The organism is Marinifilum caeruleilacunae, from assembly GCF_013141825.1.
Classification (GTDB): Bacteria; Bacteroidota; Bacteroidia; order Bacteroidales; family Marinifilaceae; genus Marinifilum; species Marinifilum caeruleilacunae.
This window is the reverse complement of sequence record NZ_RZNH01000025.1, coordinates 49281-75377: the sequence shown is the minus strand read 5'-3', so window position 1 is coordinate 75377 and position 26097 is coordinate 49281. Positions and strand designations below refer to the sequence as shown.

General features: G+C 40.1%; 17 protein-coding genes and 2 pseudogenes. 1 reads left to right on the top strand and 18 read right to left on the bottom strand.

Annotation, left to right across the window (positions count from 1 at the left end):
* Window positions 1–268 precede the first annotated feature (268 nt).
* From ELS83_RS14395 to ELS83_RS14315, 18 genes and pseudogenes are all read right to left on the bottom strand, one after another.
* Window positions 269–1321, bottom strand: coding sequence for a hypothetical protein (locus ELS83_RS14395; RefSeq protein WP_171596259.1), 1053 nt, complete (start codon window positions 1319–1321; stop codon window positions 269–271).
* A gap of 256 nt (window positions 1322–1577) precedes the next feature.
* A complete protein-coding gene (buk, locus tag ELS83_RS14390; RefSeq protein ID WP_171596258.1) occupies window positions 1578–2654 on the bottom strand; it encodes a butyrate kinase in 1077 nt (358 codons plus the stop codon).
* Between the two features lie 63 nt (window positions 2655–2717).
* On the bottom strand, window positions 2718–3866 hold the full coding sequence (locus tag ELS83_RS14385) for an acyl-CoA dehydrogenase family protein (protein ID WP_171596257.1): 1149 nt from the start codon (window positions 3864–3866) through the stop codon (window positions 2718–2720).
* Window positions 3867–4052: 186 nt separating this feature from the next.
* Entirely contained in the window at window positions 4053–5870 is a 1818-nt protein-coding gene (locus ELS83_RS14380) for an acyclic terpene utilization AtuA family protein (RefSeq protein ID WP_171596256.1), read from the bottom strand.
* Between the two features lie 77 nt (window positions 5871–5947).
* Complete coding sequence (locus tag ELS83_RS14375; RefSeq protein ID WP_171596255.1) at window positions 5948–7924, bottom strand: ATP-binding protein; 1977 nt, start codon at window positions 7922–7924, stop codon at window positions 5948–5950.
* A 62-nt stretch (window positions 7925–7986) separates the two neighbouring features.
* Window positions 7987–8787 carry an enoyl-CoA hydratase-related protein gene (locus ELS83_RS14370; protein WP_171596254.1) on the bottom strand — a complete coding sequence of 267 codons (801 nt, stop codon included), beginning with the start codon at window positions 8785–8787 and terminating at the stop codon, window positions 7987–7989.
* Between the two features lie 41 nt (window positions 8788–8828).
* Entirely contained in the window at window positions 8829–10436 is a 1608-nt protein-coding gene (locus ELS83_RS14365) for a carboxyl transferase domain-containing protein (protein ID WP_171596253.1), read from the bottom strand.
* A 38-nt stretch (window positions 10437–10474) separates the two neighbouring features.
* Entirely contained in the window at window positions 10475–13825 is a 3351-nt protein-coding gene (locus ELS83_RS14360) for a methylmalonyl-CoA mutase family protein (protein WP_171596252.1), read from the bottom strand.
* Between the two features lie 12 nt (window positions 13826–13837).
* Window positions 13838–14176, bottom strand: a pseudogene (locus ELS83_RS22695) (heterodisulfide reductase-related iron-sulfur binding cluster); the annotation flags it as partial.
* Window positions 14177–14365: 189 nt separating this feature from the next.
* Window positions 14366–14602: pseudogene (locus tag ELS83_RS22690) on the bottom strand (heterodisulfide reductase-related iron-sulfur binding cluster); the annotation flags it as partial.
* Between the two features lie 90 nt (window positions 14603–14692).
* Entirely contained in the window at window positions 14693–15955 is a 1263-nt protein-coding gene (locus ELS83_RS14350; protein ID WP_171596250.1) for a (Fe-S)-binding protein, read from the bottom strand.
* A 59-nt stretch (window positions 15956–16014) separates the two neighbouring features.
* Window positions 16015–16983, bottom strand: coding sequence for an electron transfer flavoprotein subunit alpha/FixB family protein (locus ELS83_RS14345; RefSeq protein ID WP_171596249.1), 969 nt, complete (start codon window positions 16981–16983; stop codon window positions 16015–16017).
* Window positions 16984–17029: 46 nt separating this feature from the next.
* Complete coding sequence (locus tag ELS83_RS14340) at window positions 17030–17779, bottom strand: electron transfer flavoprotein subunit beta/FixA family protein (protein WP_171596248.1); 750 nt, start codon at window positions 17777–17779, stop codon at window positions 17030–17032.
* A 69-nt stretch (window positions 17780–17848) separates the two neighbouring features.
* Window positions 17849–18988: an acyl-CoA dehydrogenase gene (locus ELS83_RS14335; protein WP_171596247.1), complete on the bottom strand. Its 1140-nt coding sequence runs from the start codon at window positions 18986–18988 to the stop codon at window positions 17849–17851.
* A 101-nt stretch (window positions 18989–19089) separates the two neighbouring features.
* Window positions 19090–20334: a thiolase C-terminal domain-containing protein gene (locus ELS83_RS14330; protein WP_171596246.1), complete on the bottom strand. Its 1245-nt coding sequence runs from the start codon at window positions 20332–20334 to the stop codon at window positions 19090–19092.
* A 153-nt stretch (window positions 20335–20487) separates the two neighbouring features.
* Complete coding sequence (locus ELS83_RS14325; RefSeq protein ID WP_171596245.1) at window positions 20488–21816, bottom strand: 3-hydroxyacyl-CoA dehydrogenase family protein; 1329 nt, start codon at window positions 21814–21816, stop codon at window positions 20488–20490.
* Between the two features lie 136 nt (window positions 21817–21952).
* Window positions 21953–22726: an enoyl-CoA hydratase/isomerase family protein gene (locus ELS83_RS14320; RefSeq protein ID WP_171596244.1), complete on the bottom strand. Its 774-nt coding sequence runs from the start codon at window positions 22724–22726 to the stop codon at window positions 21953–21955.
* Window positions 22727–22965: 239 nt separating this feature from the next.
* The gene (locus ELS83_RS14315) at window positions 22966–23673 is read right to left on the bottom strand and encodes a YebC/PmpR family DNA-binding transcriptional regulator (protein WP_171596243.1); all 708 of its coding nucleotides are present in this window, start codon (window positions 23671–23673) and stop codon (window positions 22966–22968) included.
* 189 nt (window positions 23674–23862) lie between these two features.
* Between ELS83_RS14315 and ELS83_RS14310 the strand changes: the two genes are divergently transcribed.
* Entirely contained in the window at window positions 23863–25905 is a 2043-nt protein-coding gene (locus ELS83_RS14310) for a hypothetical protein (RefSeq protein WP_216616567.1), read from the top strand.
* Window positions 25906–26097: the final 192 nt, after the last annotated feature.

The following is a 26097-nucleotide window of genomic DNA, read 5'->3' as shown; positions in this document are numbered from 1 at the left end:
CATCCGACATAAAATCTTTTGCATCCATAATGTGTGATTTAAAAGTTTGACTTTCAACCTAAAGTTATTTCCGATTTTTTTCTTGAGCTAATTTTGGGCTCAGAAAAAATCAGAATAACTTTAGTTACACACTTTATGGGATACTACTGAATTATAAAACACCTAATTTTATACATCAAAAATCCAGTGAGGCTAGCCTCACTGGATCATATAATTAATTTATAAATGTGTCAACCTATTTTAGGACGACTCAATGATTTGGGATGTATTAATCAAAGGCTGCTATCGACTCATTTAACAATGCCCTTGTATAAGCAGGGTTATGAATTCCATGACTTTGGTCTTCCAAAACAGTTTTATAATTGAACAATGCTCCTGCATATTCAATGGTAAATGTTCCAGGTATTGTGTTACCACCCTCTTCGATTAGGCCATTAGCTACCAACAGAGCTTTTAATGTAGCCATCTTATCCTGAATTTCTGTTTGTAATCCATTATAATCGAAATCAGTTAAAGTAGTATGACATTCCTGACACGACTCAACTGTAGGAATCCAGTCGTGTGATGCTACATCATCCTTCTCATTCATATGGCAAAGAATACATGAACCAGCAGTATTATGTGTTGTATTGCGTGCTCCTGAATAGTCACCTGTTAGGGTTTCGTATCCACCAATACCAAATACCATAGTTGCCTGTGGAGAATGGTGCGGTCCGAATCGGATGCTACTATGAGTAAAGTTTCCTGTTCCATCGTCTACCGGAGGTCCAGATCTTGGTTGGTGACAGTTGGTACACAAGTTGCTGCTGTTGCCAAAATCAAGAGAAGAACTCTTATCCATTAATAGTGCTACAGGTATACTTGTACGTAATGCAAAATCCTGGCCATCTGCTTCAAAATCGAAACTTGCATGCGATTCGTGACAGGTATTACAAGTAATATTTGTTGGGATCGGAATAGCAGCAGCTGTTGTATCTCTTCCCGTTTTTTGAGTTTCTAAAAATCCTTCGTGCGAGTGACACTTGGCACAATCATTTCTGGCTCCTGCATAATCGGATACCAGGGGACTTCCAGGATAGAAATTCTGACTTCCCTCGTGTGTTGATGATTCATATTGCGCAGTTACCGTAGCTTCCACGGTTGCATTGTGACAAGCAATACAAGAAGCTGTTCCATCTTGTCCGTCTTGTCCGTCAATTCCGTCTGTACCATCTGTTCCGGCAGGTCCCATAGGCCCTTCCTTGGTACAGCCGACAATTATTAATGAAATTGCGAAGATTCCAATTCCTACAAGTTGAAAAAATAAGCGAGCTTTTTTCATAATTCAGAATATAAGGTTAATACTTGATAGTTACGATTGAGTGAATAAGAGCCCTACTCTTATCACTACTAAATATAGATCAATGTAAAAAGCTTATCAATAATTGCTGAGCGAGATTTACACCCTAGAATAAAGAGGTTTACGACATTAAAAAAACGAGAAATTGGGTTTTAAAATCGATATATACCAACACGATATCGATTTTTATCGCTCAATAAATGTCCATAAAAAAAACCGACTTTCGCCGGTTTTTATTTTAGTATTCGAGTATCTCTGTTTCTTTCCGCAAAATCATGTTTCCATAATCCGAAAGAGCCCCTAAAACCTCGGCTCCCGGTTGTATGGAAACAGGTGCAATCTTCTCCACCCTTTCTTTGATTTCACGAACAAAATGCTCATCTTTTGCCATTCCACCTGTAATAATGATTCCATCCACATCTTCTCCGCCAAAAACAGGATACATGGCTCCTATTGATTTTGCAACCTGGTAGGCCATGGCACTTAGAACTTCTGCTGCTTTCTGATCGCCTGCATCTCTCATTTTGCAAACATCATATCCACTATAGGTATTAAAGTGAGCAAAAAGTCCTCCCTTACCTGTTTGTTTACTCAACATTTCATCTTGCGTATATTTGCCCGAGTAACACTCCCTGATTACATCGCCAATAGGCAAACTACCACTACGGATTGGAGAAAATGGTCCATCACCATCATAAGCCTGATTTGAATCAATCACTTTTCCTTTTTTATGGGCTCCAATACTTATTCCTCCTCCTAAATGAGCTACAATTAGGTTAAGGTCTTCATATTTTTTATAGATGCTTTGAGCAAACTTTCTGGCGCTTGTCTTGTGATCCAGGGCATGGAAAATCGATTTCTTTTTGTACTCTGGTCGTCCAGTGATTCTAGCAATATCATCCAACTCATCCACAACAACCGGATCGGCAATATAGGCCTGAGCATTGCTTAATTCACTGGCAAGAGTCTGCGATAACAATCCGCCAAGATTCACAACATCATCGCCATATTCATTACCTGACAAATGTTCGCACATCTGTTCATTCACCTTGTAAACACCTGACCTAACAGGCTTTAACAAACCACCCCGACCAATTACAACCGTAATATCATCCATCTGGATATCATTACTTTTCAGTTCGTCCAGTATGATTTTTGCCCTCATAGGTGCCTGGTCGGCAAAACTCTTAAAACCTTCCAACTCTTCAGGTTTATGATTGATTTTTTTCAAAAAAACAGTCGTATTCATCCTGTAAACAGCAATTCGGGTAAATTGCATACGCGGATTTAGTGCCAGTATTAGTTCTCTACTCATATTGTTGGTATTTTGGGTTCAATAATTTGATAGTGGTTCGCTATCAAAATATCATGTTTCAATTTATTCGTTTAAGAGGTAACGCGAAATTACAAGGCGCTGTATTTCCGATGTTCCTTCACCAATCTGCAATAACCTCTGGTCTCTGTAAAATCGTTCCACCGGATATTCTTTCATCAATCCATATCCTCCATGAATCTGAACTGCCTCATCGGCCACTTCTTTGGCAATTTCCGAACAGTAAAGCTTCGACATGGCAGCCTCTTTGGCGAAAGGTTTTCCCCTATCTTTCAACCAACAGGCTTTGTATAATAAATTTCTTGCCAACTCAATTTTCGTAGCCATATCAGCCAATTTAAAAGAGATGCTCTGAAATTTCGAAATGGGCTTTCCAAACTGCTTTCTTTCCTTAGAATACTGTAAAGCCATTTCGTATGCTCCTTGCGCCAAGCCCAGTCCCATGGCCGCAATGGATAACCTTCCTGAATCCAATGTCTTTAGCATGATTTTGGAACCTGCTCCACGTTCGCCAAGCATATTTTCTTTCGGAATGCAGCAAGTATCAAAAAACATTTCAGCTGTATCTGATGCTCTCCACATCAGTTTACCATGCATGGCTCTCGACGACCAACCCGGTGTATCTCTTTCAACAATGAAGGTTGAAAACTCTTTATCCTCACCGTTAATTCCTGTAACTGCCTGAACCGTTACACCCGAGCACATCGAAGTTGAACCATTGGTAATAAATATTTTAGAGCCATTAATTTCCCAATTCAATCCATTGTCTTTGGCAAATGTTTTTGAACCTCTCGAATCAGATCCTGCATCAGGCTCGGTAAGTCCGAAGGCCCAAAGTTCTTCACCAGAACAAAGTCCGGGTAAGTATTTCAATTTTTGCTCTTCCGAACCAAACATATAAAGCGGTCCGATGCCCAAAGAATTGTGAGCTGCTAAAGTTGCAGCATGCGAACCATCAACACGAGCAATTTCCTCTACTGCGATGATATAGGATAAATAGTCCGTTGCTTGTCCTCCATATTTTTCAGGGATGAACATGCCAAATAGCCCCAATTCACCCATTTTTTTGGTTAGTTCAACAGAAAACTCCTCCTTCTCGTCCAATTCAGGTGCTTTTGGTTTTATTTCACGCTCCGCAAAATCGCGAACCGCCTTTCTAATAATATTGTGTTCTTCGTTTAAGTCGAAATTCATTTTATAATTTTTTAATCAAATATAGAGTAGTTAGTATCAAAATTTGGTTTGACTTATGGCATCTCTCCTTTTCATCTTTCATGATTTCAATGGTAATATGCAATCCTAACCAACAAGTACTCATTAACTATTCTTAAGTTAGCAATTATCTTTAACTATCCCAATCAATTCGGGCAATAGAACATCCTATTTTTGTGTTTCTACCTTCATTTTTGACGAAAGTAATTTTTCTGGGATCATGATTTCCTGGTTCAGAAGTGCCGTTGCAAATGTTTTCCCCTGTGCATCAATCATTAAGGATTTTGTTCCGCCTCCATCTAAGGCTTCTTCCAATAAAAAGTTCAAAGCATGCAGATTATCAATTTCAAATCTCTTTACCCTTCCTTTTACCATTCCAAAAAACATTTCGGCCACCTTACTGGCAGTTAAATCATGTTTTAGGTACTGATATATCTCCTCAGAACGAGCTAAAACACCAATATTTACAGTATCACCCTTATCTCCCGATCTGCCCAGACAAATCTCACGAAGTGGTACTGTTATCAAACGATCTTCTTCCCATGAAGGGTCAACAAATTCGGTATGTTCTACAATTTCCATGTTTTGTAATTCTTCCTCGTATCCCAATACTGAAGCTATTTCATGCGATTCTTTAATTTCACCTTTCGAATCTAAAACATGAACGGTTGAACTTATGCATTCTTTAGGGATCAAACTTGGCCAATAAGTAATCACCTGTTGCATCCTTGCACGTCCACCAGTAACAGCAACACCGGGAGGTCCACTTAAAATCAAAGGAGCAATACTCATCGAGAAATCCCTTATTTTTTCCACATCGGTATCGTAAACCGACAAACGCAGCAGAATCTCATTTGGATCGATATGTTCGGCCAAATGCTGATGGCAAGCATTATAACCCACAAATTCGGTGTTCTTCTTCAGGAAATCGGTATCCAACCTATCCCAGAATATTTTTTCGAACTCTTGTGCTTTATTCAGCACACGCCCTCCACTTATTACAATCGAACTTGTTGCTTTGTATCCATCTTCATAGGCCATCGATACCTTCAGATAAGGTGTTGAAGCATATCCTTTGGCTCCCGAAACCAATACTTTGTTTTCGCCTACCTCTTGTAGCTTTAATTGAGTAAAATCTGCCACCACATCCGGACTTATGTATTGATCGGGATTGCCCATTTCGTAAAGCAACTGTTCGCGAATGGTATCGACATTAATTAAGCCACCCGTATTTTCATGCTTGTAAACAACGAATTCGCCATTTTGCATCATTTCCACAATTGGATAACCCATATTATCCCAGGTAGGCACATCCTGCCAATCGGTGAAATTTCCTCCTGTTGACTGGGCTCCACACTCAATAATATGTCCAGCCACCAAACCTGCTGCCAGTTTATCCCAATCGTTCAAATCCCAACCCAATTCATGAATCATTGGTGCCATGGTTACCGATGTATCCGTCACTCGACCGGCAAGAATTAAATCGGCACCGCTCTCCAAGGCTTTCAGCAAAGGCGGTACTCCCAGGTATACATTGGCACTCTGAATATTGTCGATAATGGTATTAAAATCCTCACCCGAATCCATATTTTCAAATTTGGCCTTGGATGGATAGAATTCATCAATTCTCTCAACGATATTATCTCCGTCAACCACCGCAATTTTCAGGCTTATGCCTTTTTTATCCAACTCCGACAGAATCTTTCGTGCACAACCAATTGGGTTAATTCCCCCGGCATTGGTAATCATTCGTACCCCTTTGGATTTCATTAAATCGGCTACATCAACAATCTGATCTACAAAATCAGTAACATAACCCAATGCCTCGTTCTTTAACTGCTGTTTTCGAAGAATACTCATGGTAACTTCAGCTAAAAAATCGGAAGAAATATAATCTACTTCTCCACCTTCGAGTTGACGGCGCAGTACTCCCAGGTCATCTCCCCAAAAGCCTCCGGCATTTGCAATTCTGATTTTGGTTTTCATTGTTAGTCTTTTTTAATATTTAGTATTCCATCTATTTTTCGCTTATTTCAATCGAAGCTAAGTTTTTTACCATCTTCTCATGCTTCAACCAAACTAATCAGCTGTGTTTCATTCTTCACTTGTTCACCTTCTTCCACAAAAATCTTTTCGATTTTTCCTTCGAATGGTGCCAGAATGCTATTTTCCATTTTCATGGCTTCCACAATGATTAAAACATCACCTTTCGATACATTTTGACCCGATTGTGCTTCTATTTTTATCACTTTACCAGGCATTGGTGAAAGAATTCTTCCATCATTCCGGATTTCGTTAGAACTTGTTTCTCCTGGTTTAGCCTGTATTTCCGACCATCTTTCCAGGCAGTGAACAATTCCCCTGCAACTCACAAAATTTTTACCCTCCGAGTTCACAGAACGATAGAAGCGATATCTTGCCCCTTCGTATTCAAAGCTCATAAAGTTCTCATCAATCTGAAGGTGGTCCAGTTCATACTCCTGATTCTCTATTCTGAGTTTACACGGATGATTATCCAGAAGCTCTACATCAACTGTTTCTCCATCCATAATTCTCAATCGTGTGCCTTGCAATCGCCAGTAGCCAATTTCCTGCCATACCGAATTGCTTTCCTTTCGGTTCAATTCGAACAAAGCAAAGCTGATATGGAATAAAAAGGCCGGAACATCTTCCTTCTCAGCAATCATGATTTGGTTCAACTCTTCGGCATGTTGCTGGCAAAAATGAGTCGAAATTTCATTCCGCTTAAATGCATCGGTATTTAGAAGTGTATGCAAATACATGATGTTATTTTTAATTCCATGTATCTGATAATCGTGCAAAGCAAGATGTAAGCGTTCAATGGCCAAATCCCTGTTTTCGTCCCAAACGACCAGTTTGGCAATCATCGGATCAAAATCGGGCTGAATAATACAAGGACCTGTAACTGCCGAATCTAACCTTAACCTGCCTTCGAACAATTTTGGAGGATTGTAAAAACTGATTTCTCCTGGAGAAGGGATAAAATCTCTCTCTGGGTCTTCTGCATAAATTCTGGCCTCAATGGCATGTCCTCTCAGCTGAACATCGTCCTGCCTGATTCCCAACTCTCTTCCCGAAGCCACCATAAACTGCTGTTCTACCAAATCAATGCCGGTTATCATTTCCGTTACCGGATGTTCTACCTGTATACGGGTATTCATCTCAAGAAAATAGAAATTCAAATCCTCATCAACTAAAAATTCTACTGTACCCGCATTGCTGTAGTTCATTTTTTGAGCGAGGAGTACTGCAGTTTCACCCATTTCATTTCTCAATTCAGGTGTTAGTGTTGGCGAAGGCGCTTCTTCAATCACCTTCTGAAAACGCCTTTGAATCGAACATTCACGTTCGAACAAATGGATCACATTTCCATGCTTATCCGCAAGAACCTGTACCTCGATATGTCTAGGGTTCTCAATATATCTTTCAATCAATACAGCTCCATCTCCGAAATAGCTTAAGGCTTCGCGCGATGTAGATTCCAAAGCCGCTTGCATTTCTTCTGGTTTATGCACAATTCGCATCCCTTTTCCACCACCTCCGGCTGCAGCCTTTATCAGGAGCGGAAACTTCATATTTTTACTCGCATCCAACAAGATGTGCTGATCACCCACAACTCCTTCCAAAACCGGAACTCCGATGGATTTTGCAAATTCGCGTGCATTGATTTTATTACCCATCAATTCAATGGCTCTCGCATCAGGTCCAATAAAATCAACAGCAGAATCGGCACAAAGCTGTGAAAACTCTGCATTCTCAGCCAGGAATCCATAACCTGGATGAATGGCATCGGCTTTGGCTTTCTTCGCCACTTCCACAATCTGGCCTGCATTCAAATAGGTTTCCTGCAAACTCGATCCCCTTAAAGGGAAAGCTTCATCTGCCTGAATTACATGTTCTGCATCTCTATCCTTCTCGGAATAAAGTGCCACTGTATGAATTCCCAGGTTCTTTGCTGATTTGATCACCCTAAGGGCAATTTCACCACGATTTGCTATAACTATTCTTTTATAATACATCTGTAATTAATTAGTAATGATCAATTAGTAATGAATAATTATTAATTACACATTATTAATTGTTAATTATCATTTGTCCAGTTTGGTTTGCGCTTTTCTAAAAATGAACTCATTCCTTCTTGCCCTTCTTCCGACTGACGAAGGTCAGCAATCATTTTTGCCGTATTTTCCATGGCCTCTTCATGCGACCAAACGTTCTCTACATCATACAACAGGTTTTTGCAGGTCGAAACGGCTATTGGACCACTCGTTTTCAACATAGAAATCAGATGATCTAACTTCGCTTTTAGTTTCTTTTCTCCGAACGACCAGTTTGCAAGCCCTGCCAATTGAGCTTCTTTCCCATTAAATCGCATACCTGTGAGCATAAGTTCCTTCGATTTAAACTCGCCAACACGTTTCATTACATAAGGTGAAATGCAAGCAGGCACAATTCCAATTTTCACTTCGCTTAAAGAGAAAATAGTAGCCTTGTGAGCCAAAACAAAATCGCAGGCTGCCAATAAACCATTGGCTCCTCCAATTGCTGCACCATGAACCTTGGCAATGGTTGGGAATTTACAGGAATAGATTGCATTAAAACACATCGAAAGTTTATAGCTCTCAAGGTAATTCTCATCGTAGGAGTAATTTGCAACGCCTTTCATCCAATTTAAATCGGCTCCAGCACAAAACGATTTTCCTTTGCCTTGCAGCAAAACCACTCGTAAGGTCTGATAATCCAGTTTTTCGATTTCCTCGAAACACTCAATAATTTCACCTATCATGGTTTCGTTAAAAGCATTATGGATTTCGGGACGGTTGAGTGTAATCGTCCCAATTTTGTTCTCAATGCTAAATTCTATCGTTTGATAATCTTTCATCTTTCTGATTTTTCTTCCTAAATAAATTTCCAGGTACTTGCTTACATTCTGAATACACCAAAATCGGGTTCACCAAACTCCTTGTTTAAAGAGGCGGCTATGCCCATTGCAAGTACTTTACGTGTATCGGCAGGATCAATAATACCATCATCCCATAAGCGAGATGTGCTGTAGTAGGCCGATCCTTCTTCTTCATATTTTTTAAGGATTTTTTCGCGAAGAGTGATTCTTTCTTCCGCATCGAATTCCTTTCCTTGTTTTTTCAATTGTTGCTCTTTTACCTGAACCAAAACACCGGCAGCCTGTTCTCCTCCCATTACCGAAATTTTAGCATTGGGCCACATGAATAAGAGGCGTGGTTCGTAGGCACGACCAGCCATTGCATAATTTCCTGCTCCAAACGATCCGCCAACAATCACTGTAAATTTTGGTACTTGTGCATTGGCCACTGCATGAACCATTTTAGCACCATCGCGGGCAATTCCCTTGTGCTCATACTCCTTACCCACCATAAATCCGGTAATATTCTGAAGAAAGATCAAAGGAATTTTGCGGAAACTACACAGCTCAATAAAGTGAGCCGCTTTTAATGACGTTTCCGAGAAGATAATCCCATTATTGGCAATAATTCCTACAGGAAAACCCATGATTTTTGCAAAACCCGTAACAATGGTTGGTGCATATCGCTCTTTAAATTCCTGGAAAGAGCTATCATCAACAATGCGCGCAATTAGTTCTCGTGCATCAATCGGTTTTTTCAGGTCGAGAGGTGCCAAACCATACAAATCTTCCACCGGATATTGCGGCTCTTTGTATTGTTCTCTTTCCAATGGATATTTCTGCACCTTAGGCATCGATTCGAAGATATCCCTGCAAATTTGTATGGCATGTCGATCGTCTTCAGCCAAATGATCGGCAACCCCGGAAATGGAAGTATGAATCTCTGCTCCTCCCAGTTCTTCGGCTGATACTTCCTCGCCAGTAGCAGCTTTTACCAAAGGTGGTCCACCAATAAAAATTGTTCCCTGTCCTTTTACAATTATGGTTTCATCGCTCATGGCAGGAACGTATGCTCCACCTGCCGTACACGATCCCATTACAATGGAGATTTGTGGGATACCGCGGGCCGACATTTTAGACTGATTGAAGAAAAAACGCCCAAAATCAAATTTGTCTGGAAATACTTTCGATTGCTCGGGCAGAAAAACACCACCCGAATCAACCATGTAAATGCATGGCAGGTGATTTTCCATTGCAATTTCCTGCGCACGTATGTGTTTTTTAATTGTTTCCTTAATGTAGGTTCCTCCTTTTACAGTGGCATCGTTGGCAACAACCACACATTCGCGTCCGTGCACAACTCCAATTCCTGTAACAATTCCTGCTGATGGAAACTGATTCTCGTACTGATCGCAAGCAGCCATGGCAGATAGTTCCAAAAATGGAGTATTCTTATCCAGAAGCAATTCAATTCTGTCTCTAACCAGCAATTTCCCTCTTTTTAAATGTCTTTCACGGGCCTTGTCGTCTGCTCCGCCAAGCACCGAATTTAGTCGCTCACGATATTCAGACATCAAGAGATTATAAGACTCTTTATTCTTTAAAAAGTCTTCGGATTTGGTGTTTATTTTAGATTTTATTGTTTTCAAGATTTTCTATTTTAATGTGGCGTAGCCTTACGCCATTTCTACATATTTCGTCTGTACTGTCCGCCTACTTCGTATAAAGCATTGGTAATCTGCCCCAGGGTACAATATTTACAGGCTTCCATCAGCTCAGCAAAAATATTTTCGTTCTTCAGGGCAGTCTTTTTTAACTGGAGTAATGCAATCTCTGCCTGCTCCCTGTTATTATGCTGAACCAACTCTTTGAATTGAACCTGGTTTTCCTTTTCCGACTCGTCGGATCGAATGACCTCTTTGGGTTGCACTGTTGGAGAACCCTGCGAACTGAGGAAAGTATTCACCCCAATAATTGGCAATTTTCCATTGTGCTTTAAACTTTCGTAATGAAGCGATTCCGATTGAATTTTACTGCGTTGATACATGGTTTCCATGGCGCCTAAAACTCCACCTCTTTCCGTAAGTCGGTCAAATTCCATCATTACAGCTTCTTCCACCAATTCGGTGAGCTCATCAATAATAAAAGCACCTTGCAGTGGATTTTGATTCTTGGCCAATCCCAACTCGTTGTTAATAATCAACTGAATGGCCATGGCTCTTCGTACCGACTCTTCGGTAGGTGTTGTAATTGCCTCATCGTAAGCATTGGTATGCAAAGAGTTGCAATTGTCGTAAATGCCCGTAAGTGCCTGCAATGTGGTGCGAATATCATTAAACTCAATTTCCTGGGCATGAAGCGATCTTCCCGAAGTTTGAATGTGATATTTCAATTTCTGGGAGCGATCGTTTGCCTTGTACAAATACCTCATTGCCTTGGCCCAGATAATTCTGGCTACACGGCCTATTACGGTATATTCCGGATCCATTCCGTTAGAGAAGAAGAAAGAAAGGTTTGGCGCAAAATCATCCACCTTCATGCCTCTCGAAATGTAATATTCTACCAAAGTAAATCCATTGGCAAGGGTAAATGCCAACTGACTAATTGGGTTAGCACCCGCTTCCGCGATATGGTAACCAGATATCGAAACCGAATAGAAATTCCTTACCTGGTTCTGGATGAAATATTCCTGTATGTCGCCCATCATTTTCAGGGCAAAATCAATAGAGAAAATACATGTATTCTGAGCCTGATCTTCCTTCAACATATCGGCCTGTACCGTTCCGCGAACCCTGCAAATGGTATCCGCTTTTATTTTTTCGTAGATCTCTTTTTCTAGCACCTGGTCGCCAGTAACGCCCAGCAGCATCAAGCCTAAGCCATTATTGCCTTCCGGCAGATCTCCAACATATCTAACCCTTTCTTTATCCTGATATATTTCCTGAATTTTCGCCTCAACTTCATCCTCCAGTCCATTTTCGCGAATGTACATCTCGCATTGCTGATCGATGGCCACATTCATAAAATAGCCCACCAACATTGGCGCAGGACCATTAATGGTCATGGAAACAGAGGTTTTCGGATCAACCAAATCGAAACCCGAATAGAGTTTCTTAGCATCATCAAGCGAGGCAATTGAAACACCAGAATTTCCAACTTTTCCATAAATATCTGGCCTTCTGTCAGGATCGGAACCGTAGAGTGTTACCGAATCAAAAGCGGTAGACAAGCGTACTGCCGGTTGTGCATGCGCCAGGTAATGGAAACGCTTATTGGTTCTTTCCGGCGCTCCTTCTCCTGCAAACATGCGTGTTGGATCTTCTCCTTCACGTTTAAAAGGAAAAACACCCGAAGCATAAGGAAAATCTCCCGGAACATTTTCTTTCAAACTCCATTTTACAATGTCTCCCCAACTCTTGTAATCGGGCAAAACAATCTTTGGTATTCTATTGTGAGATATAGTTTCGATGTGAGTATCCACACAAATTTCCTTTCCCCTCACCTTATACTTAAATACATCTTCTTTGTATCTTTTAACTTTATCTTCCCAGCCATCTATAATCTCCTGATGTTTGAAATCTGCATTCAATTTCTCGAACTCTTTTTCAATCGATCTTTTGGCAATTTCATCGTCAACCAGGTCTGCCGATCTCGATAAAGCATATAGCTGATCTGCTATCTCAGCCTGATCTTCCACTTTTCGGTTGTATTTTCTTACGGTTTGCGAAATGTCAGAAAGGTATCGGACTCTTGCGGGTGGTACAATCTCAATTTTTTTACTGGCCTCCAATAAAGGTTTCCCATTCAGTGCGAATTGCTGCACACCTTTATCAGCCAAAAAATGTGTTAAAGCATGATACAGTTCATTTACACCATGATCGTTGAACTGCGAAGCCACAGTTCCGTACACAGGCATCTCTTCCGGATCCTGATCGAACAAGGTATGATTTCGTTGGTACTGCTTTTTGACATCTCTTAAGGCATCCTGTGCTCCTTGCTTATCGAACTTATTAATGGCCACCAAATCGGCAAAGTCGAGCATATCAATTTTCTCCAATTGGGTGGCTGCACCAAATTCAGGAGTCATTACATAAAGCTTTACATCGCTGTAATCTACAATTTCGGTATCGGACTGACCAATTCCAGAACTCTCCAGGAAAATACAGTCGAAGCCAGCCGCTTTCATAATCATCAAAGCATCATCAACATGTTTCGATAAGGCCAGGTTTGCTCTTCTTGTAGCCAAAGACCTTACATATACATTCTCGTTCTGAATGGCATTCATCCTGATTCTATCGCCCAGTAAGGCTCCTCCACTCTTCTTTCGCGAAGGATCAACCGAAAGGATTCCCAATTTCATCTTCGGATAATCGATCTGAAATCTTCGAATCAGTTCATCGGTAAGGGAAGATTTTCCTGCTCCTCCTGTTCCGGTGATTCCTACAACAGGAGTATGGTTGATTTTTGCATGATTTTTAAGTTTCAGGTACAAATCAGTCTCCTGAATCTCATCCTGCTCAGCCAGGCTGATTAACCTGGCCATTGTATTGATGTCCGAAAAGGAAATATCTTCAATTTTTGGAAGCTCAATTCGATTCAATTCGTAATCTGCCTTTTGCAACACTTCGTTTATCATGCCCTGCAAACCAAGGTTTCGACCATCATCTGGCGAATACAATCCAGCAATACCATAGCTTTCCAACTCTTTAATTTCTTCGGGAAGAATCACTCCACCACCACCTCCAAATATCTGGATATGGCCTGCATTTTTCTCCTGCAACAAGTCATACATATACTTAAAAAACTCAATGTGCCCGCCCTGGTATGAACTAATGGCAATTGCCTGGGCATCTTCCTGAATGGCACAGTCAACAATCTCTTCGGCAGAACGGTTGTGTCCGAGGTGAATTACTTCGGCACCCGAAGCCTGGATAATTCTTCTCATGATGTTAATGGAAGCATCATGTCCATCGAAAAGAGAAGTGGCAGTAACAATTCGTACCGAGTTTTTCAATTGATATGTAGCAGGTGTATTCATCTTATTTGGTTTCTACAGTTCGAGTGCTTTTTCAATAATTTCAGCAACATCAAGGTTTTGAAGTTCTGTTTCCTTATTCTTTAATTTGATTCCATCGGTAAGCATGGTCATACAAAACGGGCAAGCCGATGCAACTTTATCAACCTTTCTTTCGATAATTTCTTCGGTTCTTTCAATGTTCACTTCCTTCTCTCCCTTTTCAGCCTCTTTAAACATCTGAGCTCCACCGGCCCCACAACATAAACCAAAACTTCTCGATCTCTTAAGCTCCTTCACATCACCAAAAACAGCTTTCACCACATTTCTTGGTGCATCGTAAATCTTATTTCCTCTTCCCAGGTAACACGGATCGTGGTAAGTAATCGTTTCTCCTTTAAAAGGATTATTCTCCAGTTTCAGCTTTCCGGCCTGAATCATTTCATCCAAAAATTCGGTGTAGTTAATCACATCGTAATTCCCTCCCAATTCAGGATATTCGTTCTTTAAAGTGTTATAGCAATGCGGACAGGTGCAAATAATTTTATTCACTTCGTATCCATTCAACACGTCGATATTTTGCATGGCCTGCATTTGGAAAAGCATTTCATTTCCGGCTCTTTTAGCGGCATCTCCAGTACAGCTTTCTTCTTTTCCAAGAACGGCATAACTCACCTCAAGGTGATTTAATATTTTGGCAAATGCACGTGCCACTTTCTGGTATCTGTCATCGAAAGCGCCAGCACATCCAACCCAATAAAGATATTCCGGCTTTTCACCTTTAGCTGCCAAATCAGCCATTACCGGTACATGTAGTTTTTTATCTGTCATTTAGTAAATATTTTTATTCGAGAGGTATCGTCCATCTCTATATGAATATCATTGATCTCATTATCCTTCTGTCCATTTAAGGCGATCTTCAGGAGAAAATTGCCAGGGAGCACCATTGTTCTCAATATTGGTAAACATCGCATTTAATTCTGCTGGTGCTGCTGCTTCTTCCATTACCAAATACCTTCTCATGTCCATAATCAGGTTTGGATGACTGATATCAATCGGACATTCCTGTGCACAGGCATTACAAGTGGTACAAGCCCATAATTCCTCTTCGCTGATATAGTCTCTTATAAGTGATTTTCCATCCTCTTTGCCTTTTACCGCCAATGGCCCAATTTCATCCATTCGCTTACGCAAATCAACAAATATTTTTCTTGGAGATAATAGTTTACCTGTGATATTGGCCGGGCACACATCCGTACATCGTCCGCATTGTGTACAAGCCAGGGAATCCATATAATTTTTCCAGCTAACGTCCTGAACATCTTTCACTCCAAAACGCGACACCTCTTCACTTTCATCGTAAGCAGCCTCAGGGTCCAACATCAGTTTTACCTCTTTGGTAATGCTTTCCAGGTTAGGATATTTGGTTAAAGGCTCCAGGTTCGCCAAAAAGACATTTGGTACCGATAGGAACACATGGAAATGCTTTGAGTATGGCAGGTAGTTCGCAAAAATGAAAATCAGTAAGATATGAATCCACCAACCAGGTTCTTGTAACCATCCTAAATCCATATTAATGAGATTTACCAAAGCTGCTGAAACCGGGTATACTCCTTCGTAACCATTTGGATGATTGCTGATATATCCAACATTAAAAGCCAGCAAAGAAAGCATCAGTAAACCAATAAAACTTAGTGCAATTTGTGCATCCCAATACGATTTAGGTGACATTTCGACACCGGAAAATCTCTTGATACGCATGATGCTCCTGCGCAAGCTAAAGGCTTTGATAAAAACAATAATTAGCAGGGCGAATACATCGCCCGATGCCATTACAACATCATAAAACCATCCGGTAAAGGCGAAGGACCGTTCTAAACCAAAAGCACCATCAATTACAATTTCGATACTCCCCAGGGTAATCACCAAAAATCCCCAAAACACCAGGGCATGCATTAAACCGATTACTGGTTTCCTGAAAATTTTTGTCTGCCCAAAGGCAATATCCAGCGTATGCGATATTCGTGCTCCAATATTGCGTATTGGATAGCTCGGCTTAGTAAGCTTAAAAAAAGCCCACAATCGCTTCACCGACCAGGCAAAAACTCCTAATGTTATTGCCAGTGAAATGAGAAAGAGGATTTGTTTTGTCATTGCTTATAGGTTTAGACTGTATTTGATCAAAAACGATCTACTTACTTCTTGAAATTAAATCAGGATTTAGAGTTTCGAAATGCTTTGGTCAGCTTAGGCAATACCTCCATTACATCTCCCACAATTCCATAATCGGCCACACTAAAAATTGGCGCCTCAGGATCGGTGTTGATTGCAACAATGCATTTACTACGACTAATACCAGCCACATGCTGAATGGCACCCGAAATACCGGCTGCGATGTACAAGTTTGGAGCAATTACCTTCCCGGTTTGCCCAACGTGTTCTTCATGTCCACGCCAGCCTTCATCCGAAACCGGACGAGAACAGGCTGTTGCAGCACCCAATACTTCGGCCAGCTCTTCCACAGGTGCCCAGTTTTCAGGACTACGCATTCCTCTACCTGCCGATACAACTACATCAGCATCGGAAAGAATCACTTTATCCTTCTGCTCTTCTTCTTCAATTACCTGGATTTTAAACAGACTGGCATCTACTTCAGGAGCAAATTCTTCAATGTTTACCTCAACCTGGTTTTCGATTAAACCAAAACAGTTCTTTGCAATGGTTACAACCTTCTTTTCAGAATCGATTTGTACATGTCCAAATGCCTTTCCTGAGAAAACTCTCTTTTTCACTACAAATGGGTCGAGTGAAACCGGTAATTCCTGAACAGCTGCAACCATTCCTGCCTTTAGTTTCACCGAAACTCTTGGTGCAATGGCCTTACCACTATTGTTATCGCTCATAACAACAACACTGGCAGCTTCTTTTTCAGCTAGCTGAGCAATTACCTTGGCATAAGCTCGGCTTGTAAGTATATTCAACTGAGGATTGTTTACAGAAACAACTTTATCCGCTCCAAATTTCCCCAAAGTATTTAGTTCATCATTTGAAACTTCCCCGATGGAAAGTACAATCAAATTTGTATTTAATTTATTGGCTAATTCTTTTGTATATGATACCAATTCGTAGGTGGAATTCTTAAATTTCCCATTCCAATTTTTGGCAAATGCAATTACAGACATAGGCTCATTTTTAATTTGTTAATAATCGGATTCATCCAGATTTCGTTTACAAAACCTTGGCTTCATTCTTCAGCAAATCTACCAGCTGCTCAGCCGATTCAGATTCAATCATCTTGCATGCTCCTTTTTCTGCCGGTAATTCGAACTTTACGGATTTGGTTAGCACATCCATTTCGGCAGCTGCTTTTACCTCTAAAGGTTTTTTACGTGCCATCATAATTCCCCTCATCGAAGGAATGCGTGGTTCGTTGGCGATACCTTTCTGAACTACAGCAACAAAAGGAGTTTCGGTTTTCAAAACCTGTTTTCCACCTGGAATTGCTCTGCTCAACTGGATATCATCATCATCTAAATTCACCGCAGTAACCGACGAAATTCCAGGATAATCCATAAATTCAGCAATCATAGCACCTACTGAAGAGCCATTATAATCACTCGATTCAATTCCACTAAAGACAATATCAAAAGGATTCTCTTTTAGAAATTCTGCAATTTGCCCTGCCACATGATAGGCATCTGCAGGACAAGCATCAATTCTTACTGCTTTATCTGCACCAATGGCAAGGGCTTTTCTTAAAGTAGCATCGGCGCCGGCCCCACCAACGTGGATCACGCAGATCTCATTCACAGAATTTCCGGCATCTTCTTTTAACTCCAATGCACGAGTCAAGGCAAGTTCATCCCAAGGATTGATGATCCACTGTACACCAGAATCATCAAATAAGCTGTCTCCTTCTTTAAATTTAACTTTCGTGGTTGTATCTGGAACGTTACTTATACATACTAATATTTTCATAAGCGATGTTTTTTTGTATATGATATAAGAGAAATAGAAGATTCCTTTCTCTTTTATTTTTTCAAATTTTTAATCCACCAAACCTCTCGAAATCACAATTTTTTGAATTTCTGAAGTTCCTTCATAGATCTGCGTTAATTTGGCATCACGCATTAACCTTTCAACATGGTACTCTTTCACATAACCATATCCGCCATGAATTTGAACGGCCTCTGTCGTTACCTTCATTGCAGTTTCTGCAGCATATAATTTTGCCATGGCACTGGCATGTCCATAAGGTTTACCCTGATCTTTCAACCACGCAGCTTTCAGGCAGAAGAAGCGAGCAGCTTCAATTTCTGTTGCCATATCGGCTAGCTTAAATGCAATGGCCTGGTGGTTGATAATTTCTTTTCCGAAAGCTTTTCTTTCCTGGGCATATTTGAGCGCCAGTTCGTAGGCTCCCGATGCAATTCCCAATGCCTGGGATGCAATTCCGATTCTTCCTCCTTCGAGGGATTTCATGGCGAATTTGAAACCAAATCCTTCTTCTCCCAATAAATTCTCTTTGGGCACTTTTACATTGTTGAACATGACTGAATGCGTATCAGAAGCTCTCATCCCCATTTTATTTTCATGCGGTCCTACCGATATTCCTTCCGAATCGGCTTCAACAATCAGTGCGTTAATTCCCCTGTGCTTCAGCTCCGGCTTGGTTTGTGCAATTACAATATAAGTAGATGCCGATTTCCCACTTGTAATCCAGTTTTTTGTTCCATTCAGCAGGTAATGATCCCCCATATCAACGGCAGTTGTTCTTTGAGAAGTTGCATCCGATCCGGCTTCTGGCTCCGACAAAAGGAAAGCACCAATTTTCTCTCCTCGAGCCATAGGCTTTAGGTATTTTTGCTTTTGTTCTTCGTTACCAAACTTCTCTACCCCCCAACAAACCAATGAATTATTCACCGACATAATTACAGAAACCGATGAATCGATTTTAGAAATTTCTTCCATGGCCAATACATACGAAATGGTATCCATTCCACCACCATCATAGTCAAGTCCTACAAGCATTCCAAGGAAACCAAGTTCCCCAAGCTTTTTAACCTGTTCGGTTGGATATATCGCTTTCTCATCTCGCTCAATTACTCCAGGTAATAACTCTCGTTGAGCAAAATCACGAGCTGCATCTCGAATCATCAATTGTTCTTCGGTGAATTCAAAATTCATAGTGTTTGTTTTTAGGTGTGTTAAAATAGGCTAACAGCTTTTAGCATTCAACCATTAGCCTATTTACATTATATTCTACTTCATTTTATTCAAATTAATTCCTACTCACCTCTCTTGTATACAATAACCACAAGAGATTTATCATCTCCCCCCATATTTACAGACATACCATAAGGTCTGTCTTCTTTCATTTCAATTTGTGCTTCACCAGCATTACCTGTTAACTGTTCCCAAACGGTAACTGCCTGGTGAACTCCGGTTGCTCCTGTTGGATGTCCCCAACCAATAAGTCCGCCAGTGGTATTAAAAGGAACTTTACCTTCGCGTGATGTATGACCTTCCAGTACAAAGTCAACTCCTTTTCCCTCTTCGGCAAAACCAATGGCTTCAGCACCCATGATTCCTGCAATTGAGAAACAGTCGTGAACTTCAACCGTACCAATCTGATCAACAGCAACTCCTGCCATTTCCAAAGCTTTAGCAGCAGCTGCCTTCATGGTGGTCAAACTGGTCATATTTTCCGGTTCCTGGGTAATATCAGCCGCAGCTTGTCCAATTCCCAACACTTCAACAGCATCTTTCGGATCGATACCAACTTTCTTTAGCCCTTCTTCAGAAACAATAGCAATTGCTGATGCTCCATCAGATACTTTTGAACAGTCTGAATAATTCAGGTGATCGACAAATTTCTTTGGATTTACAGGCATATTGGCCATGCTTTCCAAATCCTTATTTTTATTGTGAAACTCCTGAGCTGTTTCGCATAAACGAGCATTTTCAATAGCATTGCAATACCATTTTGCCATGGCCTCACGAGTCTTTTCTCTACCAAATTTTTCGTAGTATGCACCAGCACGATTACTGAATACTCCAGGGAAAAAGTAGGCATGACCATCTTTCCTGGTCTTCATCCATCCAGCTCCTGCTAAAACATCGGCACCGTACATAGCTTTCATGGTATTCTGTACCTCGAAGCCAACAACCAATACAACATCAGCTGTTTCGGCAAGAACAGATTTAATTCCACTTGCCAAAGCCAAACCTCCCGATGCACAAGCACCTTCAACACTTATGGCAGGTTTGTGTTTCAATCCTTCATCAATCATTGGTAAAAATGCCGGCAGGTTTGCCTGCTTGTTAAAACGAGATGCCATAAAGTTTCCAATTACTCCTTCATCTACATTTTGAGCACCACCAATCATTTTTAAAGTTTCCTGCCCAGCTTCCTTGATATAATGTTCCAAATCTGGACGTGGCTTTTTTGGATGAAACTCTTTTCTTCCGGTTCCCATTGAAATTGTATTGTAACCGGCTACCATATATACTTTTTTGCGTAAAGCTTTCATATCTTTTTAGATATCAGATTTGAGACAGAGAACGCTTTAAAATCCTCAGATCCCGAATCCATTTGTTAAATGTTTAGTTGTTTAAGTGATATCACTTTCGATTGTATGAATCAAATGCATGAGCATTTTTCAACAAGCGAGAAGTTCTCTCTTTTAAAAATAATCGTTAATCGGACCATAAGCATGGAAAAATCCTGTTTCCAATACAGTATTCACATCATTTGCTGATGCTGCAACTTCTGTATCAACAAGCATTTGACCAATTGCTTTCGAATTTTGTCCGTAAGCAACAGCAAGGTTCGCCCCAACACTGTCAATTGCATGCAATTCCTTAAAGAACTTTTGCAAGTAGTCAGCCTTATTTTTATCGCGCACTACAGTTTTCCAATAAATCTTAAGCGTAGGCAGTTCTCCTAATTTGGCTGCACAATCCATTTCGATATCTTCTTTAGAAACATATTTTCCTGCGCCAAAATCATATACATGTGTAATTCTTCCTTTCTGATATTTGAACACTCCATCTTTCTGCGATCCATCAGCATACTGTCCACCTTTTACATCCTTATCGAACATCTGATTTAGTACACCATGCGAAAGTGTTTCTTGTGGGAAAGAAGGCTGCATACTTTCCAAAATAAATTTGGTTACATCAACGCCTACATAGTCGATCAACTGGAAAATTCCCATTGGGCGCACCAACAGGTCTCTACTAATTGTATCGATCATGAAGAAAGCTTTTGCCCATCCTTCTGTTTCGGCAAGCTTTTCAGCCTGGTTTAAAGCATACAAGGCATCACGCATAAAGTGCCCGTTGCCAATAAATCCTGCTACATCTTTCGATGGAACAATAATTTTCCTCATCGACTTAGCCAGGGCAATCGAGAAATCGTTTAATTCGTCGCCCGTATTTTCGCACTTAATAATTTCAAGTAACTTTTGAATTACCGGTGGGTTGTAGAAATGGTATCCAACGATATCGCCGTTCAAACCAGCTTCCTTTTCAATTTCACCAATTGGAATTGAAGAAGTATTGGTCAGGAACCATGCATCAGGATTATTTTGTTTGATTAGTGAGAACAATTTCACTTTAAGAGCTTTGTCTTCTTTAATTGCCTCAAAAATTAGATTCGATTCAAATGTAGTTTCAATTCTTGTTGATGTTTGAATCATCGCCATTACATCTGTCACAAACTGTTGAATTACCTCTTCATTATCCACCAGGTTTTCATTATCTGCGTACCATTGTCTTAATTCAACGATGTTTTTCTCGGCATGTTTTTCCAACTGGGATCTAACATAGCCCAGCAAATTCACTAATGCAGGCTGTGATACATCAATTGCGTTCAATACAAAATCTTCTTTTGATTTTTGGCCTATTTTAAGTTTGGCCATTTCGAATGAAAGTAATACCAGAATACCGCTTCCCATTTTTCCAGCAGCACCCAATACACTTACGTTTTTCATTTTAGGGACTAAATCCATTTGTTTATTGTTTTATATTTAAATTTCTTAATCATTTTAAGGTATAATTCACCCAATTGAGCTAACTGTTTAAACCCATCATCACAACCTACAAATCGCAAGTTTATGCGATAAGTTTCCCCGCTAAAATTGAATGTTACCAATTAGGCTGACGCTTTTCCAAAAAGGCGTTAACACCTTCTTCGCGTTCTTTTTGATCTTCCTTAAATAATCGACCAAATTCTTTCGATTCCATTTTTCCGGCATCTTTGCTGCCCATTTCTAATCCTTCACGAACCATTTCTTTTACTAAACGCAAAGCATTTGGACTTTTCCCAGCAATTTTCCCAGCCAGTTTAATCGAATCTTCCAGTACCAATTCTGGTTCAGATAACTTTTGAACCACTCCCAGGTTATAAGCTTCCTGTGCGGTTATTCCTTCTCCGAGCATCATTAAATACATGGCATTTCCAGCTCCTACCAATCGCGGCAAGCGTTGTGTTCCGTTAAAACCAGGAATCAAACCAAGGTTTACTTCTGGCAATCCCAAACGGGCTTTTTCACTTGCTACTCTAATATCACATGCTAAAGCCAGTTCTAACCCTCCCCCAAGGGCAAATCCGTTAATGGCTGCGATAACCGGAATTTCCAAATTCGCGATTAAATCGAATACTCGTTTGCCTGTTTCAGAAAAATCGTAGGCATTTTGTGGAGAGTATTCCTGCATTGCCTTGATATCAGCTCCAGCGATAAAGGCTTTTCCTTCGCCGGTAATAATTAATACACGAATATTTTCAACATCATTGCTTTCCAAAAAGCAAGTTAACTCCTTAAAAACCTCTTCATTTAAGGCATTTAAGGCTTTAGGACGATCTAGAGACAAAATTCCAATTTCATCTCTTTTTTCAAATTTTAGATAATTGTACATCATAGGTGTGAGTAAGACTTTTTTTCATCTATATATCTAAATATAACAAAAACTCTTAACACTCAAAAGGTAATTTATCATACGATCAAACAATTGGCTTACACCCCCTAGATTTACAGGCTTTTAGAATCGAGAAAAAAGTTGAAAAAGATCTGCAATTCCGCTATCAAAAAAGGACAATAAAAAACCCGATTCAAGTTTGAACCGGGTTAAGTATAATAAGAATGAAATTCTTTGTGTTGTTACGCCATATTATGGTAAACGTTTTGTACGTCGTCGTTGTCCTCAAGTTTTTCCAATAATTTTTCAACATCGGCAACTTGTTCTTCTGATAATTCTTTTGTGTCCATTGGAATTCTTTCGAAACCTGAAGAGATCACTGTCATGTCATTTTCTTCCAGGTAAGACTGAATTTTACCAAAATCGGTAAATTCACCGTAAAGCATTACACCATCTTCTTCTGCAAATACTTCTTCCACCCCAAGATCGATTAATTCGAATTCTAATTCTTCAATATCGTATTCTTTATTTTCGATTTTGAAATGACACTTGCGCTCAAACATGAATTCAACACTACCAGCAGTTCCTAAACTACCTTTGCATTTGTTAAAATATGAACGAACGTCGGCTACTGTTCTGGTATGATTATCGGTTGCTGTTTCTACAAGAATCGCAATTCCATGAGGCGCGTATCCTTCGTAAACAAGTTCTTTGAAATCTTTTTGCTCCTTAGAAGAAGCTTTTTTAATGGCACGCTCAACGTTATCTTTAGGCATGTTGGCTGCCTTAGCATTTTGAATAACTGCACGCAAACGAGCATTTGTTGACGGATCAGGGCCACCTTCTTTTACTGCAATAACAATATCTTTACCGATTCGGGTAAAGGCTTTGGCCATCTTATCCCAACGCTTCATTTTACGCGCTTTTCTAAATTCGAATGCTCTTCCCATAATTTATGTATAAAATTTTTTCGCAAAAATAACACATGTATTCCAATCTGTGAAACGAATAGACAATTTTATTCGGTGTTTTATTTTGCTTCTAAGCATCTTTTAAAATGAGATTGCTCATTGTTTGCAGGTGTACAATTGCCTATATTAGCCCTGTATATTCAATAATTAGATAACAAACCTAATCAGATGAAGAAAATTTTTATTCTTTGTGCTGCGTTTTTAACTTTAGTATCAACTACTAATCAAGTTATTGCAGAAAAGAAGGCAGAAACATCCAACATTACTGCCGAAACAATTAAAGCAACCATTAACGAGCTAAGTGCAAACTGTTTGGATAAAAGCTTGCTTGAAAAAGGTGTAAAACATGCTGCTAGCCTTTGGCGATTGAGCGATGGAACAGAAGCAGACTTTACAAACTTCTGTAAGAAAAGCTATATCTCCGATAAGGCTGAAAAAGAGATGGTGTTCCATAAAATTTCGAGAAATCTTGAAATTATTACCGGGCACTTTAACAAAATCACTTTAGACTTATTGGAACCTGTTCATTTGAATACCTTCGAGCAGCACCCAATCGACAATGCTTTTGGAGCGTATAGTGTAGGTTCTCACTGGATGAACGACTTTTACAACAACAAGATTGCTTTTACAATTGCACTGAATTTCCCTTCGTTTAGCCTGGCTGAAAAGGAAGCAAATGCTAAAGACTGGACTCGCCAGGAGTGGGCATACGCACGTTTGGGAGATTATTTTACTGCCAGAGTTCCTTCGGAATTGCTGCAAGCTGCCGGTACTGCTGCGGCCGGTTCTGATGTATACATCGCAGACTATAACATTTATGTAGGTCACCTTACGGATAAAAAAGGGAATCGCTACTTTCCAGAAGACAAAGTATTGCTTTCTCACTGGAACTTGCGCGATGAAATTAAAGCGAACTATGCCAACAAAAAGGTTGGTTTAGACAAGCAAAAAATGATTTACCAGGTGATGAAGAGAATCATTTCACAGGAAATCCCTGAAAAGGTAATCAACAGTGGTGATTTTGAGTGGGATCCATACACAAATGTGGTTTACAAGGCTGGTAAAGCTGTAGATGCTACTCCGGAACCAAACGAAAGATATCAGCAAATTCTGAATAATTTCCGTGCGAATAAGGCAATTGATCCTTACTATCCAGATCAGAATACCTTTATTAAGAGACAGTATGATGGAGCCAAAGAGATATCAGCGGAAGCAACCGAAAAGATTTTCTCTGCATTCCTAAGTTCTGAAGAAACCAAAAAAGTAGGTAAACTGATTCAGAAGAGATTGGGTCGTAAGTTACAGCCATTCGATATTTGGTACGATGGATTCAAGGCTCGTAGTGGCATGGATGAATCGAAACTGGATGCACAAACAAGAGGCTTATATCCTGATGCTGCGGCATTAGAAGCTGATTTGGCAAACCTATTGGTAAAATTAGGATACGATAAGGAAAGAGCTCAGTGGCTGGCAGATCGAATTGCGGTTGATCCTGCAAGAGGATCAGGTCATGCCTGGGGTGGAGCAGCTAAAGGCCAAAAAGCTCACTTGCGTACCAGAGTTGGTGCAAAAGGAATGGATTACAAGGGTTATAACATTGCAATCCATGAATTTGGTCACAATGTGGAGCAAACCATTTCTCTTTACGATGTTGACAATTTCGTAATGAACGGCGTTCCGAACACGGCATTTACCGAAGCTTTGGCATTTATTTTCCAAAAGCGTGATATGATGCTATTGGATGTAAATGATGATTCGCCACAAAAAGATGCATTGAAGAAATTGGATCTTTTCTGGAGTGCATACGAGATTATGGGTGTTTCATTGGTTGACATCCGCATGTGGAGATGGTTGTATGCAAATCCTGAAGCAAGCGCCGCTGAACTTCGCGATGCTACCATGGATATTGCAAAAGCAGTTTGGAATGAATTCTACGCTCCTGTTTATGGTATGAAAGACCAGCCAATTTTAGCGGTTTATTCTCACATGTTGAACAGTCCGTTGTATTTATCGAACTATGCTTTTGGTAATGTAATTGAATTCCAATTGGAGCAACATTTAAAAGGAAAGACCTTCCCTACCGAAGTAGACCGTATCTTTAAGCAAGGTAGATTAACGCCAAACCAATGGATGGTAGAAGCAACTGGTAATGATTTATCGGCTGAACCATTATTGGAAGCTGCTAAAGAAGCTTTAAAAGAATTGAAATAAGATAATTGCTTTTGGCGATAAGCCATTGGCAAAATACACAAAGGCCATCTCGAAAGGGATGGCTTTTCTTGTATGCTATCATAGCATTTTTAAAGCTTATTTAATTGCATCATAATAACAAGCTGTTGTTTGAATAAGTAAAGCATAAAAATTAAACATTATCTCATCTATTTTGTGTATTATTAAGAATTA

Coding starts and splice junctions, on each gene's coding strand:
- ELS83_RS14345 (WP_171596249.1), bottom strand. CDS start 16,983: ATGTCTGTAATTGCATTTGCCAAAAATTGGAATGGGAAATTTAAGAAT.
- ELS83_RS14395 (WP_171596259.1), bottom strand. CDS start 1,321: ATGAAAAAAGCTCGCTTATTTTTTCAACTTGTAGGAATTGGAATCTTC.
- ELS83_RS14375 (WP_171596255.1), bottom strand. CDS start 7,924: ATGTATTATAAAAGAATAGTTATAGCAAATCGTGGTGAAATTGCCCTT.
- ELS83_RS14380 (WP_171596256.1), bottom strand. CDS start 5,870: ATGAAAACCAAAATCAGAATTGCAAATGCCGGAGGCTTTTGGGGAGAT.
- ELS83_RS14335 (WP_171596247.1), bottom strand. CDS start 18,988: ATGAATTTTGAATTCACCGAAGAACAATTGATGATTCGAGATGCAGCT.
- ELS83_RS14350 (WP_171596250.1), bottom strand. CDS start 15,955: ATGACAAAACAAATCCTCTTTCTCATTTCACTGGCAATAACATTAGGA.
- ELS83_RS14320 (WP_171596244.1), bottom strand. CDS start 22,726: ATGATGTACAATTATCTAAAATTTGAAAAAAGAGATGAAATTGGAATT.
- ELS83_RS14325 (WP_171596245.1), bottom strand. CDS start 21,816: ATGGATTTAGTCCCTAAAATGAAAAACGTAAGTGTATTGGGTGCTGCT.
- ELS83_RS14340 (WP_171596248.1), bottom strand. CDS start 17,779: ATGAAAATATTAGTATGTATAAGTAACGTTCCAGATACAACCACGAAA.
- ELS83_RS14360 (WP_171596252.1), bottom strand. CDS start 13,825: ATGAATACACCTGCTACATATCAATTGAAAAACTCGGTACGAATTGTT.
- ELS83_RS14310 (WP_216616567.1), top strand. CDS start 23,863: ATGAAGAAAATTTTTATTCTTTGTGCTGCGTTTTTAACTTTAGTATCA.
- ELS83_RS14330 (WP_171596246.1), bottom strand. CDS start 20,334: ATGAAAGCTTTACGCAAAAAAGTATATATGGTAGCCGGTTACAATACA.
- buk (WP_171596258.1), bottom strand. CDS start 2,654: ATGAGTAGAGAACTAATACTGGCACTAAATCCGCGTATGCAATTTACC.
- ELS83_RS14370 (WP_171596254.1), bottom strand. CDS start 8,787: ATGAAAGATTATCAAACGATAGAATTTAGCATTGAGAACAAAATTGGG.
- ELS83_RS14315 (WP_171596243.1), bottom strand. CDS start 23,673: ATGGGAAGAGCATTCGAATTTAGAAAAGCGCGTAAAATGAAGCGTTGG.
- ELS83_RS14385 (WP_171596257.1), bottom strand. CDS start 3,866: ATGAATTTCGACTTAAACGAAGAACACAATATTATTAGAAAGGCGGTT.